Below are 14,239 nucleotides of genomic sequence, written 5' to 3' on the forward strand. Positions count from 1 at the left end.
ATGCAGCTGGGGGTGCGCTGGCGTGCGGGCGATCCGCCCCACCGCAGCGTGCCCCCGCAGTTGCATCCCGCCATCGCAGCGCAGGAGGCCGAGCACCCCGACGCCGCCTCCTGGACGCTCACCTGGCTTGAAGGGCGCCCGCGCTGCGCGCTCGAAGACGTCGTCATCGTGACCCTTGATGCCGGTGGAGTCGTCGCGGTGCTCGATGCTTCCACGGAGTCGCTCACGGGGCTCCCCACCGAAGGGTCTTCCGACGCTGAAGACGACGATTGGCTGCTGTGAAAGGCAACGACATGACCTCTCCCCTTCGCCCTCGCGCACTGCTGGCTGCGGCACTCGCCGGTCTCCTCGCAGTTTCGCTGTCCTCCTGCGCGCCAGAACCCGATGAGATCGCCGGCGCGACGACGAAAGAGCAGATCGCGAAGGGCAAGACGCCTGATGATGCCGGTCAGCGCGCAGAGGTTCCCGCTGAGGCACTGCAGAAGCAGGCGACACTGCCGGCGGGCTTCCCGTCGAACAGTTTTCCGCTGCCGAATGGTGCCGTCATCGACGACGCCGGTGAGCGCGGGGCCGGTGTCTGGTTCGTGGTGCTGCGCGCGAAGGATGCCGTGCAGGCCTCCACGCAGTGGTCGGCGATCATCTCGGACGGTGGATTCGAGCTCACCGATGCGCAGGGCGACCCCGCCTCGGCGAATGCCTCAGCCACGCTCCGAAACGACAAGCTCGACGTCTTCGCACTGATGCTGCCGCAGGATGACGGCTCGGTGCTGCTCAGCTACGACCTCACCGCGCTGTAGCGCTCAGGGCGCCGCTGCCGCTGGTGGCCATGGTGAGGCTGCGGTCAAGCGCTTTCGCGGCCGCGATGCGATTGCAGCACGCGCGGCGGTGCCTCGCCCAGCACCGACTCGCGGGTGACGATCACCTTGGTGACATCGCCGTCTGAGGGCACTTCGAACATCACGGGCCCCAGCAGCGTCTCGAGGATGGCTCGCAGCCCTCGCGCACCGGTCTTACGGGCGACGGCCTGCTCGGCGATTGCTTCAAGAGCGGCGTCTTCGAATTCGAGGTCGACGCCGTCGATCTCGAACATGCGCTGATACTGCTTGACGAGGGCGTTGCGAGGCTCGGTGAGGATGCGGGTGAGCGCCGGCACATCGAGCGGATCGACGGTTGCGACAACCGGCAGACGGCCGATGAACTCCGGGATCAGGCCAAACTTGTGCAGATCCTCTGGCTGCACCTCAGCGAAGAGCTTGTCGTCGTCGCGTTTGCTCGACACTGGCGAGCCGAAGCCGATGCCGCCCTTGCCGAGGCGTGAACCGATGATCTCTTCGAGACCGGCGAAGGCACCGGCGACGATGAAGAGCACGTTCGTGGTGTCGAGCTGCAGAAACTCCTGATTGGGGTGTTTGCGGCCGCCCTGCGGCGGGATCGAGGCGACGGTGCCCTCGAGGATTTTGAGCAACGCCTGCTGCACACCCTCGCCCGACACATCGCGGGTGATGGAGGGGTTCTCGGCCTTGCGCGAGATCTTGTCGATCTCATCGATATAGATGATGCCGGTTTCGGCGCGCTGCACATCGAAGTCTGCGGCCTGCAGCAGCTTCAGCAGGATGTTTTCGACGTCTTCGCCGACGTAGCCCGCTTCGGTGAGGGCCGTCGCGTCTGCGACGGCGAAGGGAACACCCAGTTGCCGTGCGAGCGACTGGGCGAGGTAGGTCTTGCCGCAGCCTGTGGGGCCGATCAGCAGAATGTTGGACTTCGCGATCTCGACCTGCTCAGCGGCAGCATCGGCGCTTGTCAGGGTGGAGGCGGCACGCACGCGCTTGTAGTGGTTGTAGACCGCAACCGCGAGCGACTGCTTCGCCCGATCTTGGCCGATGACGTATTCGTCGAGGAAGTCTGCGATCTCGCGGGGCTTGTGCAGCGTGAAGTCTGAGGGCTCGGCGCTCTGATGCTCGGCCATGCGCTCTTCGATGATCTCGTTGCAGAGCGCGACGCACTCGTCGCAGATGTAGATCTGCGGGCCGGCGATGAGCTGCTGTACCTGCTTCTGCGACTTGCCGCAGAAGGAGCACTTGAGCAGCTCGCTGCTTTCGCCGATTCTCGCCATGCGGGGCTCCTTCACACTCGAACGGAAACGAGACACTCAGAGACTATCCGGCGCCACTGACATTCACCGGCGGGGCGCGCCGTGAGCAGGCCTTCAGACGGGACCGGCGGGTCTGGGCTGGAGTGCCCGGACCCGCCGCGATCCGTGTCGACTACTGCGAAATGACAGGCTGCGGGTTCTTGCGGCTTGTCAGCACCTGATCAACGAGGCCGTACTCGAGAGCCTCCTGTGCGCTGAGGATCTTGTCGCGATCGATGTCGCGGTTCACCTCTGCAACACCGCGCTTCGAGTGCTTTGACAGCGTCTCCTCAAGCCACTCGCGCATGCGCATGATCTCGCGAGCCTGGATCTCGATGTCCGAGGCCTGGCCGTGCCCGGCCTGCCCCGTCGAGGGCTGGTGGATCAGCACACGCGCATTCGGCAGCGCCAGGCGCTTTCCCGGGGTGCCGCCGGCGAGCAGCACCGCAGCTGCCGAAGCAGCCTGGCCCAGGCACACCGTCTGCACATGCGGACGAATGTACTGCATGGTGTCGTAGATCGCCGTCATCGCGGTGAACGATCCACCGGGCGAGTTGATGTACATGGTGATGTCGCGCTCGGGGTCCTGGCTTTCGAGCACGAGCAGCTGCGCCATCACATCGTCGGCCGAGGCGTCGTCAACCTGCACGCCGAGGAAGATGATGCGATCCTCGAACAGCTTCGCGTAGGGATCCTGCCGCTTGTAGCCGTAGGCCGTGCGCTCCTCGAAGGAGGGCAGCACGTAGCGGGCGCTGGGCATCTCGATCTTCATATGACCTTCGTTCACTTTCTGTTGGGCCTACCGCTGGGTTCCGCCGCCGCCGACCACGTCGGCAGCAGAGTCACGGATGAAGTCGACGAAGCCGTACGCGAGCGCCTCATCGGCCGTGAACCAACGGTCGCGGTCGCCGTCCTCGTTGATCTGCTCGACGGTCTTGCCCGTCTGGGCTGCGGTGATCTCAGCGAGGCGGTTCTTCATCGAGGTGATGAGCTGCGCCTGCGTCTGGATATCGCTTGCCGTGCCGCCGAAGCCGCCGTGCGGCTGGTGCAGCAGCACGCGCGCGTTCGGGGTGATGTAGCGCTTGCCCTTGGTGCCTGCGGTAAGCAGGAACTGCCCCATCGAGGCCGCCATGCCGATGCCCACGGTGACGATGTCGTTCGGCACGAAGGACATCGTGTCGTAGATCGCCATACCCGCGGTGATCGAACCACCGGGCGAATTGATGTACAGGTAGATGTCAGACTCGGGGTCTTCGGCGGCGAGCAGCAGGATCTTGGCGCAGATCTCGTTTGCGTTATCGTCGCGCACCTCGGATCCGAGCCAGATGATGCGATCCTTCAGCAGGCGTTCGAACACGCTGTTCGGTGGCGTCTGTTCTGCCATTCGGTGCTCCTTCGTAGTTGCTTGATTCGAGCGTATCGATTCGATGCGGATCGGGCGCGCGTGTTCGCCCTAGGCGTGTTTCAGCCCCACAAACTGAGAATCCCCCGGAGCGCTGACAGGTCAGCGCTCCGGGGGATCCGCAATGCTCGAAAGCGAGATGCGTGAGTTACTTCTTGTCGGCGGCCTCGGCCTCTTCGACGATCTCCTCGGCCTCTTCGACGACCTCGGCCTCAGCCTCGTCCTCGGAGTCGACAGCGGTGAACTCGCTCAGATCGACGGTGTTGCCCGCCTGATCAACGACCTTCGCCTTGGCGAGAGCGATCGCGAGCGCCTTGTTGCGGGTGACCTCACCGAGGATGACGCCCATCTGGTTGCCCTGGCTGATCGCCTGCAGGAACTGGGTGGGCTCCATGCCGTACTGCTGAGCCGACTGGAAGATGTACTGCGACAGCTCGTTCTGGGTGGGGGTGACGCCCTCAGCCTCGACGATCGCGTCGAGCAGCAGCTGCAGCTGAATCTGCTGCTCAGCCGACTTGCGCACCTCGGCGCGGTGCTCGTCGTCCTCGAGACGACCCTCGCCCTCGAGGTGACGGTGCACTTCCTCCTCGACGAGCTCCTCGGAAACCGGGATGCCGGCCTTCTCGATGAGGGTCTCGGTGAAGAGGTCGCGAGCCTGCTGGCCCTGGGCAAAGACCGAGGCCCGTGCGACCTGATCCTTCAGGCTCTCGCGCAGCTCAGCGATGGTGTCGAACTCGCTCGCAAGCTGAGCGAACTCATCGTCGGCCTCGGGAAGCTCGCGCTCCTTGACAGCGGTGAGGGTGACCTCGACCTCGGCATCACGGCCCTCGTGCTCGCCGCCGAGCAGCTGCGAAGTGAAGGTGGTCGACTCGCCTGCGGTGAGGGTCTCGATGGCCTCATCGGTGCCCGCGAGGAGGTTGCCCGCGCCGATCTCGTAGGAGACGCCGCTGGCCTGGTCGACCTCGTTGCCGTCGATCTTGGCGGTGAGATCGAGCTCGACGAAGTCGCCGGTCTTGGCGGGGCGATCGACGGTCACGAGGGTACCGAAGCGCTCGCGCAGCTTGGTCAGCTCAGCCTCGACGGCTTCATCGTCAACCTCTGCGTTGTCGACGGTGAGCTCGATGCCGTCGTAGTCGGGAAGCGTGAACTCGGGGCGCACCTCGACCTCGAACGCGAGCACGAGGGTGCTCTTGTCGTCCTGCGCATCGGGCCACTGCTCGACGTCGGCGGTCGGGCGACCCATGGGGCGCTCGTCAGCCTCGGCGAGTGCGGCCTGGTAGAAGTCGTCGAGCGAGGCGTTCACGGCCTCCTGCACCACGGCCTCACGGCCGACGCGCTGGTCGATGATCGGTGCCGGAACCTTGCCCTTGCGGAAACCGGGAATCGAAACCTGCTCGGCGATGGTCTTGTACGCCTGCTTGAGGTAGGGCTCCAGTTCGTCGAGCGTGACCTCGACGCTCAGCTTGGCGCGGGTCGGAGTGAGCTTCTCAGCGGTCGTCTTCGGCAATTTGGCCTCTCATCATCGGTGTGTGGTGCTGCTTATCGGGCCGGATGGCCCTGGTCGGGGCGACAGGATTCGAACCTGCGACCTCCCGCTCCCAAAGCGGGCGCTCTAGCCAAGCTGAGCTACGCCCCGAAACCCACAGGTTTCCGGTCGAGACGCGCAAAAGCGCGCAACCTGAGCAAGTCTAGCCGAAACTGCCATGAAAACGCATACCGGGTGCCGTCGTTGCCGAGGTGGCTGGCGACCCAGCCTGCCCCCCGAGGCGGTAAGCTCCCATGCTCGGCAGTCGCTCACTGCACCGATCGACGTTTATGCACCTCGAAGCCGAAGCACTCGGGTGCATGGGCGTCGATCAGTGCGGGAGGATCGGAGCGGGAGGATCGGTGCGGGAAGATCGGAGCGGGAAGGTCGGTGCCGAAATAAACAGATCGGCGCCAGTACCGGGTACTGAAAGATCCCCGGCAGCCTCGAAATACGAAACCCTCCTTCTCGCGAAGGAGGGTTTCTGTAGAGGGGCTGACGGGAATCGAACCCGCGTAGCCAGTTTGGAAGACTGGGGCTCTACCATTGAGCTACAGCCCCGAGCTGCGAGCAGCAAGGGTGTGCAGAAGCACGTCACCGATCATAGTGCATCGTGGGCGCCGCCGAGCACATCGGCCTTACGGCTCGCGCGTGGCGTCTCGGTGATGTTCGGTGTATGCGGCGTAGATCTCGGCGTTCTGCTGCACGCTTTCGCGATCCGCCTCCCTGAGTTCTCGCACCACGCGACCGGGAATGCCGGCGACGAGGGAGTGCGGCGGAATCACGGCTCCCTGGGGCACGAGCGCACCCGCTGCGATGAGCGACCCCTCCCCCACGGTCGCCCCGCTCAGCACCGTCGAGTTCATGCCGATGAGGCACCCGTTCTCGATCACCGCACCGTGCACGACGGCGTTGTGGCCGATCGAGACATCGTCGCCGATAACGGCGGCACCGCCTGCACCGCGCTGAGTGTGGATCACTACGCCGTCTTGCACGTTGCTGCGTGCACCGATGCGCACGGAGTTGGAGTCGCCGCGCACGACGGCGTTGTACCAGACACTTGAGTCGGCATCGATCTCGACGTTGCCGACGATGACGGCGCCCGGCGCGATCCAGCTCGACTCGTGCACGCGCGGGGCGCCGTAGGGTGCGACTGTGATGATCTGGCCGTGGTGGTCGGGGTGCTGCTCACGCATCGATCCTCCTGTGGATAGCAGAAAACCCTCACCGTTACGGTGAGGGTTTCGATTGCTCCCCCGGCTGGGCTCGAACCAGCGACATCCTGATTAACAGTCAAGCGCTCTGCCAACTGAGCTACAGGGGATCATTGCCGCAGCAACCCTTCTATGTTAGCAAGCGCGATCGAGGCGGTGCAAATCGGTGCGGGTCGCCCGGGCGAGGCGCGGCCGGAGGTGTCTAGTCGTCTGCGATCTCGTCGTATGCGGTGGCCCGCAGCGCCTGCGCGAGCCGCTGCACGTAGCCGTGATCCGCGTGGCGGAAGATCTCGTTGATGTCGCCCTGCCCCACCATGTGGCCGTGCTGCATGACGATCACCTCCTGCACGAGCGCTTCGAGCATGCCGATGTCGTGGCTGATGAGCAGCATCGTGGCGCCGGTGCGCTCGCGGTACCAGCGCAACAGTTCGACGATCTTGGGCCTGTTATTGGCGTCGACGCCGAGCGTGGGCTCGTCGGCGATGAGCAGGGCCGGGTCGAGCATCAGCGAACGCATCACGGCGACACGCTGGCGCTGACCTTTCGAGAGTTCGTAGGGGTATTCCTGCAGCTTCGCGAGGGGCAGCGCGACGATATCCATCATCTCGGCGATGCGCTCGCCCAGGGCTTCGCGGTCGAAGTGCTTGCTGCGCTCAGCGATCGGCTCGAAGAGGATGTCGCCGACGTTCAGCTCGGGGGTGAGCGTTGCGCCGGCATCCTGTGCAAGGTGGCCGACGTAGGCGGTGAGGCGGGAGCGGGTGCTTCGGCTCAAACGTCGCATGGGCACGTCGAAGACGGTGGCGGCACCGCCGGTGAGCTTGATGCGGGCGGCTTTCTCACCGGCGTCGGCGGCGCGGCCGGCGAGAAACTTGGTGAGCGTCGACTTGCCGGATCCGCTCTCGCCGAGCAGCCCGACGACCTCGCCGCGGGCCACCTCGAAGCTGACCCCCTCGACCGCTTGGAATGCGCGCCCGCCGGCGTGCGCCGGATATGCGAGCGAAAGGTCGGAGACCTGTACCGTCGGATGAGCGTCGAGTACGGGGTGTGCCATGGTTGACGATCTTACTCTTCGCGGAGCCCGCGCCGCGCAGCCTCAAGGGCAACGAGTTGCTGCTGGATGCGGCGCGCGCCGGGGTCTGCCGCGTCGCCGATGCGCTGGTGGCGTGCCAGCAGTTCTTGCTTGAGGGCGAGCAGGTCGCGGTCGAGCAGCGAAATCACCACGTCGCGGGCGTAGGCGGCAATCAGCTCGGGTTTGCGCTGCGGCACGGGAGCGATTGCGAGCTCGCGCACGAGGCCACGGTGGCTTTCTGGGGCGGATCCGATGACGGTGTCGAGCCAGGCCTGCGTGCCGAATGCCGGCAGTGCCTCCGCGATGGCATCGCGCACCACGCGCAGATTCGGCTCGCTCACCTGTGCAGTGACGGCCTGCTGCAGCAGGTCTGCGCCGACGGCCTCGCTCTGCTGCAGCATCGCCATGAGGGCGTCGCGTTCGAGCCAGGTCGTCGGGGCATTGCGCAGTGAAGATAGCCCGATGCGCGGGCGTGCGGGTTCGGGCTGCGAGCCGGTGCCCGGCTGCGCCTGTTCGGTTGTGGGGGCGGATCCGCCGCGCCCTCGCGGGTTCCGCTCGGCCGCGCGCACCGCCTGCTGCACCTCTGCAAGTTCACTGCCGAGCATTCGTGCGAGTTCTCGCGTGTACCCGGGGCGCAGCGAGGGATCTTTGATCTCGGCGATGATGGGCGCGGCGGCGCGCAGCCCGTTTACGCGCCCTTCGACGCTGTTGAGGTCGAAGCGGGACACCGCCTGCTTCAGCGCGAACTCGAACAGCGGCGTCTTGCGCGTGAAGAGTTCGCGCACGGCGTCGTCACCGCGGTGCAGCCGCAGATCGCAGGGGTCGAGGCCGCCGGGAGCGACGGCCACATAGGTTTGCGCGGTGAAGCGCTTCTCCTCGCTGAACGCTCGCAGCGCGGCCTTCTGGCCGGCCTCATCGGGGTCGAAGGTGAACACGACCTCGCCCGCGGCGTCATCGCCCATGATGCGGCGCAGCACCGCGATGTGATCTTTGCCGAAGGCGGTGCCACAGGTGGCGACCGCTGCTTCCTCGCCTGCGAGGTGGCAGGCCATCACATCGGTGTAGCCCTCGACCACGATGGCGCGCTTGCCGCGCGAGATCGCCTTCTTCGCGAGATCGAGCCCGTAGAGCACCTGTGACTTGTGGTACACCGGCGACTCGGGCGTGTTGAGGTACTTAGGGCCGTTGTCGTCGTCGTAGAGTTTGCGGGCACCGAAACCGAGCGTTTGTCCGCTGGTGTCGCGAATGGGCCACACCACGCGCCCGCGGAAGCGGTCGTAGATGCCGCGTTGCCCTTCGGAGACGAGCCCGGCCTGGGTGAGCTCTTGCGGGGTGAAGCCCTGCTGGCGCAGATGATCGGTGAGGTGGTTCCAGCCGCGCGGTGCGTAGCCGACGCCGAAGCGTTCGCAGGCTGCTGGATCGAAGCCGCGCTGCGATAGGAACTCACGGCCCGCCGCGCCCTCCTCGCTCGCCAGCTGGGCGACGTAGTAGGCGCCGGCAGCCTGGTTCGCAGCGAGCAGCCTCGCGCGGTTCGGCCCGTCCTGCCGGCGTTCGCCGCCCTCTTCATAGGTGAGAACGTAGTGGATGCGGGCCGCAAGGCGCTCCACCGACTCAGAGAAGGAGAGGTGATCCATCCGCTGCAGGAAGGTGAAGGCGTCGCCGGATTCGCCGCAGCCGAAGCAGTGGTAGTAGCCGAGCGCCGGGCGCACGTGGAAACTCGGGCTGCGCTCGTCGTGAAAGGGGCACAGGCCCTTCATCGAGTCGATCCCGGCGTTCTTCAGCGTGACGTAGTCACCCACCAGATCGGCGAGATTGGTGCGGCGCTTCACTTCCTCGATGTCGCTCGCCCTGATCCGCCCTGCCATAGCTGCAGTCTAGCCAGTTCCCCGCCGCGACCCCGCCCGGTTATGCCAGCGGTGCGTCGCAGAGGCGCTTGTACCAAGCAATCGCCGACTGATCGGTAAGCGAGGCCACCTGATCCACCACGGCTCGTCGAGCGGTCGCCTCATCGGAGGCCGCGCGCAAATCGGCCGCGTAGGCCGGTTCGAGTTCGTGCGCCCCGGTCTCCCACAGCGTGTGCAGCAGCTCGATGAGCAGCCCGCGCTGCCGACGGTAGGTGGGTTGACGTCTGCCGCTCTGCATCACGAACGCGGCGACCACGCCCTTGAGCACTGCGATCTCAGCGCGGATCTCCCGCGGCACCACGATTTCGGCACCGTAGCGTGCGAGCGGGCGGCCGTCTGCAGCTTCGAGCGTTGCGGCGATCGCGAAACGAGCGAAACGACCGATCATGTCGCTGGTGAAGTTCTTGAGCTGCGCCTGGTGCCGGCGCGAGCCGTCCCAGCTGGTGAGCCAGTTGCTGCTCTCCGACATGCGATCGAATGCGGCACCCAGTTCGTCGACGGTGTAGCTGCCGCCCGCCCATTCGGCGACGGCGCGGATCAGCGCGCCGTGACCGGAGCGGGCCGTGAGAAACTGCGGATCGATGTGCTCGGCGACGATGGCGTCTTCGAAGTCGTGCACCGAGTAGGCGATGTCGTCAGAGAGATCCATCACCTGCGCTTCGACGCATTTGCGGCGCTCGGGCGCGCCGCGCCGCAGCCAGTCGAACACGGGTGCGTCGTCGGTGAAGTAGCCGAACTTTGCGCTGCCAGGTGCAGCCTCGGACAATGCCCACGGATACTTGCAGCTCGCGTCGAGCGTGGCTCGCGTCAGATTGAGTCCGACGCTTTCACCGTCGTCGGTGAAGTGCTTCGGCTCGAGTCGGGTGAGAATACGCAGCGTCTGCGCATTGCCCTCGAAGCCGCCGAAGTCTGCCATCCACTCGTTTAACGCCCGCTCACCGTTGTGCCCGAAGGGCGGATGCCCCAGGTCGTGCGCGAGGCATGCTGTGTCGACAACGTCTTGTGAGATGCCGAGTGCTACCGCGAGTTCTCGGCCGATCTGCGCGACCTCGAGCGAGTGGGTGAGGCGGTTCCGGGCGAAGTCGACGCCGGCGGTGGGGCTGAGCACCTGTGTTTTGGCGGCGAGTCGGCGCCACCCGCTCGAGTGCAGGACGCGGGCGCGATCTCGTGCGAAGTCGCTGCGGTGGCCGCTGTGCTGCTCGGGCACGAAGCGTTCGGCATCGGGTGGCGAATACCCCGCCGGCAGTGTGGGCTCAGCCACCGTCGGATCCTCCGTCGACGCGTTCTGCTTCGGCGACGATTGCACGGGCCGCAAGGTCGGTGGTGCGGCTGTTGAGCCAGCCGTCGGGCAAATGTACTCGCTTCGGGCTGCCGGCGCGGCCGCGCTGACCTTCGGCGCCCTCGCCCGGGTAAGGCATGGCGGCATCCATCGTCGCGAAGATCTCATCCATCTGTTCCAGCGACTCGACCGCCGCGAGCGCGCGCCTGGTGTCGCCCCCCACACCGTAACCCTTGAAGTACCAGGCGACGTGCTTGCGGATGTCGCGGCAGGCGCGATCCTCCTCGCCGTCAAAGAACTCGACGAGCAGTTCGGTGTGGCGACGCATCGCGTCCATCACGAAGCCCAGCGGGGGTCGCGCCATTGAAGCCTCAGCCTCTGCACGGCTGATCTCCCCCGCCTCTGCGCGGAACGCAGCGGAGAGATCACCGAACAGCCACGGCCGTCCCAGGCAGCCGCGGCCCACCACAACACCGTCGCAGCCGGTCTCGCGCACCATGCGGATCGCGTCGTCGGCCGACCAGATGTCTCCGTTGCCGAGAATCGGCACGCTGGTGATCGTCTGCTTGAGCGTTGCGATCGCGCTCCAGTCGGCGTGCCCCGAGTAGAACTCGTTCGCCGTGCGACCGTGCAGCGCGATTGCTGCTACCCCCGCCTGCTCTGCGGCCTTCGCCGCGTCGAGATAGGTGAGGTGATCGGGATCGATGCCCTTGCGCATCTTGACGGTGAGCGGGATGTCGCCGGCCGCTTGCACGGCACCGGTCACGATCGCTTCGAACAGGTCGCGCTTCCAGGGCAGCGCGGATCCGCCGCCCTTCCGCGTCACCTTCGGCACCGGGCATCCGAAGTTCAGGTCGATGTGGTCTGCGAGATCTTGATCGACGAGGAATCGAACCGCCTCCGATACCGTCTTCGGATCGACCCCGTAGAGCTGAATCGAACGCGGAGTTTCGCTCTCGTGATGCTTGATCAGTCGCAGCGAGGCCGGAGTGCGCTCGACGAGGGCACGGCTGGTGATCATCTCGCTCACGTAGAGGCCGGCACCGTATTCGCGGCAGAGCCTGCGGAAGGCAGTGTTGGTGATACCTGCCATGGGTGCCAGCACCACGGGCACATCGAGCTGGAGCGGTCCGATGCATAGCGGCGAACCAGTCAGAGTCTGAGGAGTCATAACCACCCCATTCTCTCACTATTCATCGCTTCGCCCCGTCAGTGCTGCCCCGTGTAGGCCGCCCTGCTGTGAGGTTGCTCAGGAGGGTTGGTCGACGGCGCCGCCGAAGCGGCGATCGCGCGCGTGATAGATCTGGATCGCACGCCACAGCTCCTGCCTGCCGAAATCAGGCCACAGCGTGTCGAGAAACACCATCTCGGCGTAGGCCGACTGCCACAGCATGAAATTGCTGATGCGCTGCTCCCCCGAGCTGCGCAGAAACAGATCGACGTCAGGTAGCTCAGGCACATACAGGTGGCGCTCGATCGTGCGCTCGGTGATGCCGCGCGAGGTGAGGCGGCCGGCCTCGACCTCCGCCGCAACCGCCCGCACCGCATCGGTGAGCTCGTTGCGACCGCCGTAGTTGACGCACATGGTAAGCGTCAGTCCCGTGTTGTCGGCGGTTGCGCGCTCCGAGGCCTTCAACTCGCTGATGACCGAGCCCCACAGTCGCGGCCGCCGGCCCGCCCAGCGCATCCGCACGTTCCACGCGTCGAGCTGCGCGCGGCGGCGACGCAGCACATCGCGGTTGAAGCCCATCAAGAAGCGCACCTCGTCGGGCGAACGGCGCCAGTTCTCGGTCGAGAACGCGTAGACGCTGAGGTGCTTCACTCCGGCCTGCACGGCACCGGCGACCACGTCGAGCAGCGCCTGCTCCCCCATGCGGTGACCCTCGACGCGCGGCAACCCGCGGCGGTTCGCCCAGCGGCCGTTGCCATCCATCACGATCGCCACATGCTGCGGAGGTGGGCCGGTGAAGGCGGGCGGCTGCTCGCCTGTCCAATCGACGGGGACCAGGCTGTCCGGGGCGTGATGCATGGGTGAAAGTCTATTAGCGGCGGGCGTTGAAGGAGCGCAGCCCGCGTTCGAGATGGAACTGGGTGTAGGCCGCCGCGATCTCGGCAGCCTGGCCGCGCTCCCGCTCGCCGCTCGCGAGCGAGGCATCCCAGTCGCCTGCGAGCAGCGCTTCGAGCAGCGAGATCGACCCAGGGTCGAGCCGGGGTGTGCCCTGCAGTCGGCAGGCCTCACAGGTCACCCCGCCCAGCTGCACCGCGACCGCGGTGTGCGGGCCGGAGGTGCCGCAGTTAACGCAGCTGTCGAAGCCGGGGGTCCACCCCGCGAGACTCATCGCGCGCAGCAGATAGCCGTCGCGCACGAGTTCCGGGGGAATCTTCGCTGCCGCGAGCGTGCGCAGCGCCCCCACAAGCAGCGCGTACTGCTCACGCGACGGTGCGCCCTCGGCGAGACGCTCAGCAGTTTCAACGATCACACAGCCGGCACGGTAGCGGTCGTAGTCGGCGCTGATCGCGGGACCGTAGGCGCCCAGCGTGTCAGCCTGCGTGATGGTGTCGAGGCTGCGCCCCTCAAAGCACTGGATATCGGCAACCATGAACGGCTCAAGCCGGGCACCGAACTTCGAAGAGGTACGGCGCACCCCTTTCGCCACAGCGCGCAACAGCCCGCGCCCGCGCGTCAACATCGTGACGATGCGGTCGGCCTCGCCCAGCTTGTGGGTGCGCAGCACGACGCCTGCTTCACGGTAGAGGGGCACCCCACTATTCTCGCATCAGAAGGGGCAGAGGCCGAGAGCGGCGGCACGGGATCGTGCACCGGGGGCACGAGCGAGCGTGTGCGCGCCGACCCGCGATCCGCCATCTGCCCAAGACCGCGCCGCCCCAGCCGTGAGCTCCCACGGTGCGCGAGAATAGAGGAGTGCTCGACCAGACCTTCCAGACGCCGCTCGCCGCAGACCTCGTCGCGGTGGCCGCGGGCAGCCTGCAGGGTGCCCTCTTCGCAGCCGGCTTCAAACGGATCGACATGCTCGGCGTCGCGTTCATCGGTGTCGCAACGGGCATCGGCGGCGGCCTGCTGCGCGACATGCTGCTCGGCGTCACCCCGGCAGCGTTCTCGAACAACCTCTACCTGATCGTCGCAGTGGGCGCGGCGCTGCTCGGCATGCTGCTGCCGCGGCTGTTCCGCCGCCTCGACCCCCTCATCTCCCTGCTCGACGCGCTCGGCATCGGCATGTTCGGCGCGATCGGCGCCACCAAAGCCCTCGCCATGGATCTGCCGCTCGTGCCAGCGCTGTTCATCGGCGTGGTCTCTGCCGTCGGCGGTGGCGCTCTGCGCGATGTGATGCTCAATCTTCCGATCGCCGTGATGCACGTCGGTTCGCTCTACGCGGTCGCGAGTCTCGTGGGTGTCTCGGTGCTCGCCGTGCTGCTCGCCTTCGAGGTGCCCGTGGTGATCAGCGGCATCGTCTGCGTGGCGGTCACCACGGCGGTGCGTTTGCTCGCCGTGCGCTTCGGATGGAGCCTGCCAGAGCAGCGCGCCCTGAGCAGGGTGCGGCTGCGCCGCCAACGCCAGGTGGAGCAGGCAATCGATGAAGCCCTGCAGACCGGCACCATCACGCTGCCGATCGTGCTCCCCGACACGGCCTCTGATGCAGACACGCCAGGGGGTCGCCGCGATGAACCCGAGGAAGGTCGCCACGCGTGCTGAGAC

14 protein-coding genes and 3 tRNA genes are annotated in these 14,239 nt (G+C 66.4%); 3 read left to right on the top strand and 14 right to left on the bottom strand.

The features are described 5' to 3' along the window. Together WFI54_RS01090 and WFI54_RS01095 are read left to right on the top strand one after the other, a co-directional pair. Window positions 1–282: a Fe-S oxidoreductase gene (locus WFI54_RS01090; protein ID WP_336650963.1), complete on the top strand. Its 282-nt coding sequence runs from the start codon at window positions 1–3 to the stop codon at window positions 280–282. A gap of 11 nt (window positions 283–293) precedes the next feature. Then, window positions 294–797, top strand: a complete 504-nt coding sequence (locus WFI54_RS01095; protein WP_336650964.1) for a hypothetical protein — start codon at window positions 294–296, stop codon at window positions 795–797. 44 nt (window positions 798–841) lie between these two features. Here WFI54_RS01095 and clpX read toward each other — a convergent pair whose 3' ends face one another. The 14 genes from clpX to recO form a co-directional block, all read right to left on the bottom strand. Continuing rightward, window positions 842–2,113 (bottom strand): ATP-dependent Clp protease ATP-binding subunit ClpX, encoded by a 1,272-nt coding sequence (gene clpX / locus WFI54_RS01100; protein WP_336650965.1) that lies wholly within the window; start codon window positions 2,111–2,113, stop codon window positions 842–844. A 151-nt stretch (window positions 2,114–2,264) separates the two neighbouring features. Continuing rightward, a complete protein-coding gene (locus WFI54_RS01105) occupies window positions 2,265–2,903 on the bottom strand; it encodes an ATP-dependent Clp protease proteolytic subunit (RefSeq protein WP_336650966.1) in 639 nt (212 codons plus the stop codon). A 27-nt stretch (window positions 2,904–2,930) separates the two neighbouring features. Further along, window positions 2,931–3,551 (bottom strand): ATP-dependent Clp protease proteolytic subunit, encoded by a 621-nt coding sequence (locus WFI54_RS01110; RefSeq protein WP_336651631.1) that lies wholly within the window; start codon window positions 3,549–3,551, stop codon window positions 2,931–2,933. 130 nt (window positions 3,552–3,681) lie between these two features. Beyond that, window positions 3,682–5,040: a trigger factor gene (gene tig / locus WFI54_RS01115; protein WP_336650967.1), complete on the bottom strand. Its 1,359-nt coding sequence runs from the start codon at window positions 5,038–5,040 to the stop codon at window positions 3,682–3,684. Between the two features lie 51 nt (window positions 5,041–5,091). Next, window positions 5,092–5,169: transfer RNA gene (locus WFI54_RS01120), tRNA-Pro, on the bottom strand. Between the two features lie 379 nt (window positions 5,170–5,548). Then, window positions 5,549–5,619 (bottom strand) — tRNA-Gly (locus tag WFI54_RS01125). Window positions 5,620–5,696: 77 nt separating this feature from the next. Beyond that, entirely contained in the window at window positions 5,697–6,254 is a 558-nt protein-coding gene (locus WFI54_RS01130) for a gamma carbonic anhydrase family protein (RefSeq protein WP_336650968.1), read from the bottom strand. 55 nt (window positions 6,255–6,309) lie between these two features. Then, window positions 6,310–6,382, bottom strand: a tRNA-Asn gene (locus WFI54_RS01135). Between the two features lie 92 nt (window positions 6,383–6,474). Continuing rightward, entirely contained in the window at window positions 6,475–7,323 is an 849-nt protein-coding gene (locus tag WFI54_RS01140; RefSeq protein WP_336650969.1) for an ABC transporter ATP-binding protein, read from the bottom strand. Between the two features lie 11 nt (window positions 7,324–7,334). Beyond that, entirely contained in the window at window positions 7,335–9,206 is a 1,872-nt protein-coding gene (gene dnaG, locus WFI54_RS01145) for a DNA primase (RefSeq protein WP_336650970.1), read from the bottom strand. A gap of 40 nt (window positions 9,207–9,246) precedes the next feature. Then, window positions 9,247–10,506: a deoxyguanosinetriphosphate triphosphohydrolase gene (locus WFI54_RS01150; protein WP_336650971.1), complete on the bottom strand. Its 1,260-nt coding sequence runs from the start codon at window positions 10,504–10,506 to the stop codon at window positions 9,247–9,249. Continuing rightward, the gene (gene dusB, locus WFI54_RS01155) at window positions 10,499–11,695 is read right to left on the bottom strand and encodes a tRNA dihydrouridine synthase DusB (protein ID WP_336650972.1); all 1,197 of its coding nucleotides are present in this window, start codon (window positions 11,693–11,695) and stop codon (window positions 10,499–10,501) included. Before dusB ends, WFI54_RS01150 begins: the two co-directional genes overlap by 8 nt. A 78-nt stretch (window positions 11,696–11,773) precedes the next feature. Then, window positions 11,774–12,553 carry an isoprenyl transferase gene (locus WFI54_RS01160; RefSeq protein WP_336650973.1) on the bottom strand — a complete coding sequence of 260 codons (780 nt, stop codon included), beginning with the start codon at window positions 12,551–12,553 and terminating at the stop codon, window positions 11,774–11,776. Window positions 12,554–12,566: 13 nt separating this feature from the next. After that, window positions 12,567–13,286 carry a DNA repair protein RecO gene (gene recO / locus WFI54_RS01165; RefSeq protein WP_336650974.1) on the bottom strand — a complete coding sequence of 240 codons (720 nt, stop codon included), beginning with the start codon at window positions 13,284–13,286 and terminating at the stop codon, window positions 12,567–12,569. A gap of 161 nt (window positions 13,287–13,447) precedes the next feature. On the opposite strand from recO, the gene WFI54_RS01170 reads away from it, so the two are divergent. Beyond that, window positions 13,448–14,236, top strand: a complete 789-nt coding sequence (locus WFI54_RS01170) for a trimeric intracellular cation channel family protein (protein WP_336650975.1) — start codon at window positions 13,448–13,450, stop codon at window positions 14,234–14,236. The last annotated feature ends 3 nt before the right edge of the window (window positions 14,237–14,239 follow it).

Origin of the sequence: Leucobacter sp. MMO-125 (assembly GCF_037148395.1) — a bacterium.
Lineage (GTDB): Bacteria > Actinomycetota > Actinomycetes > Actinomycetales > Microbacteriaceae > Leucobacter.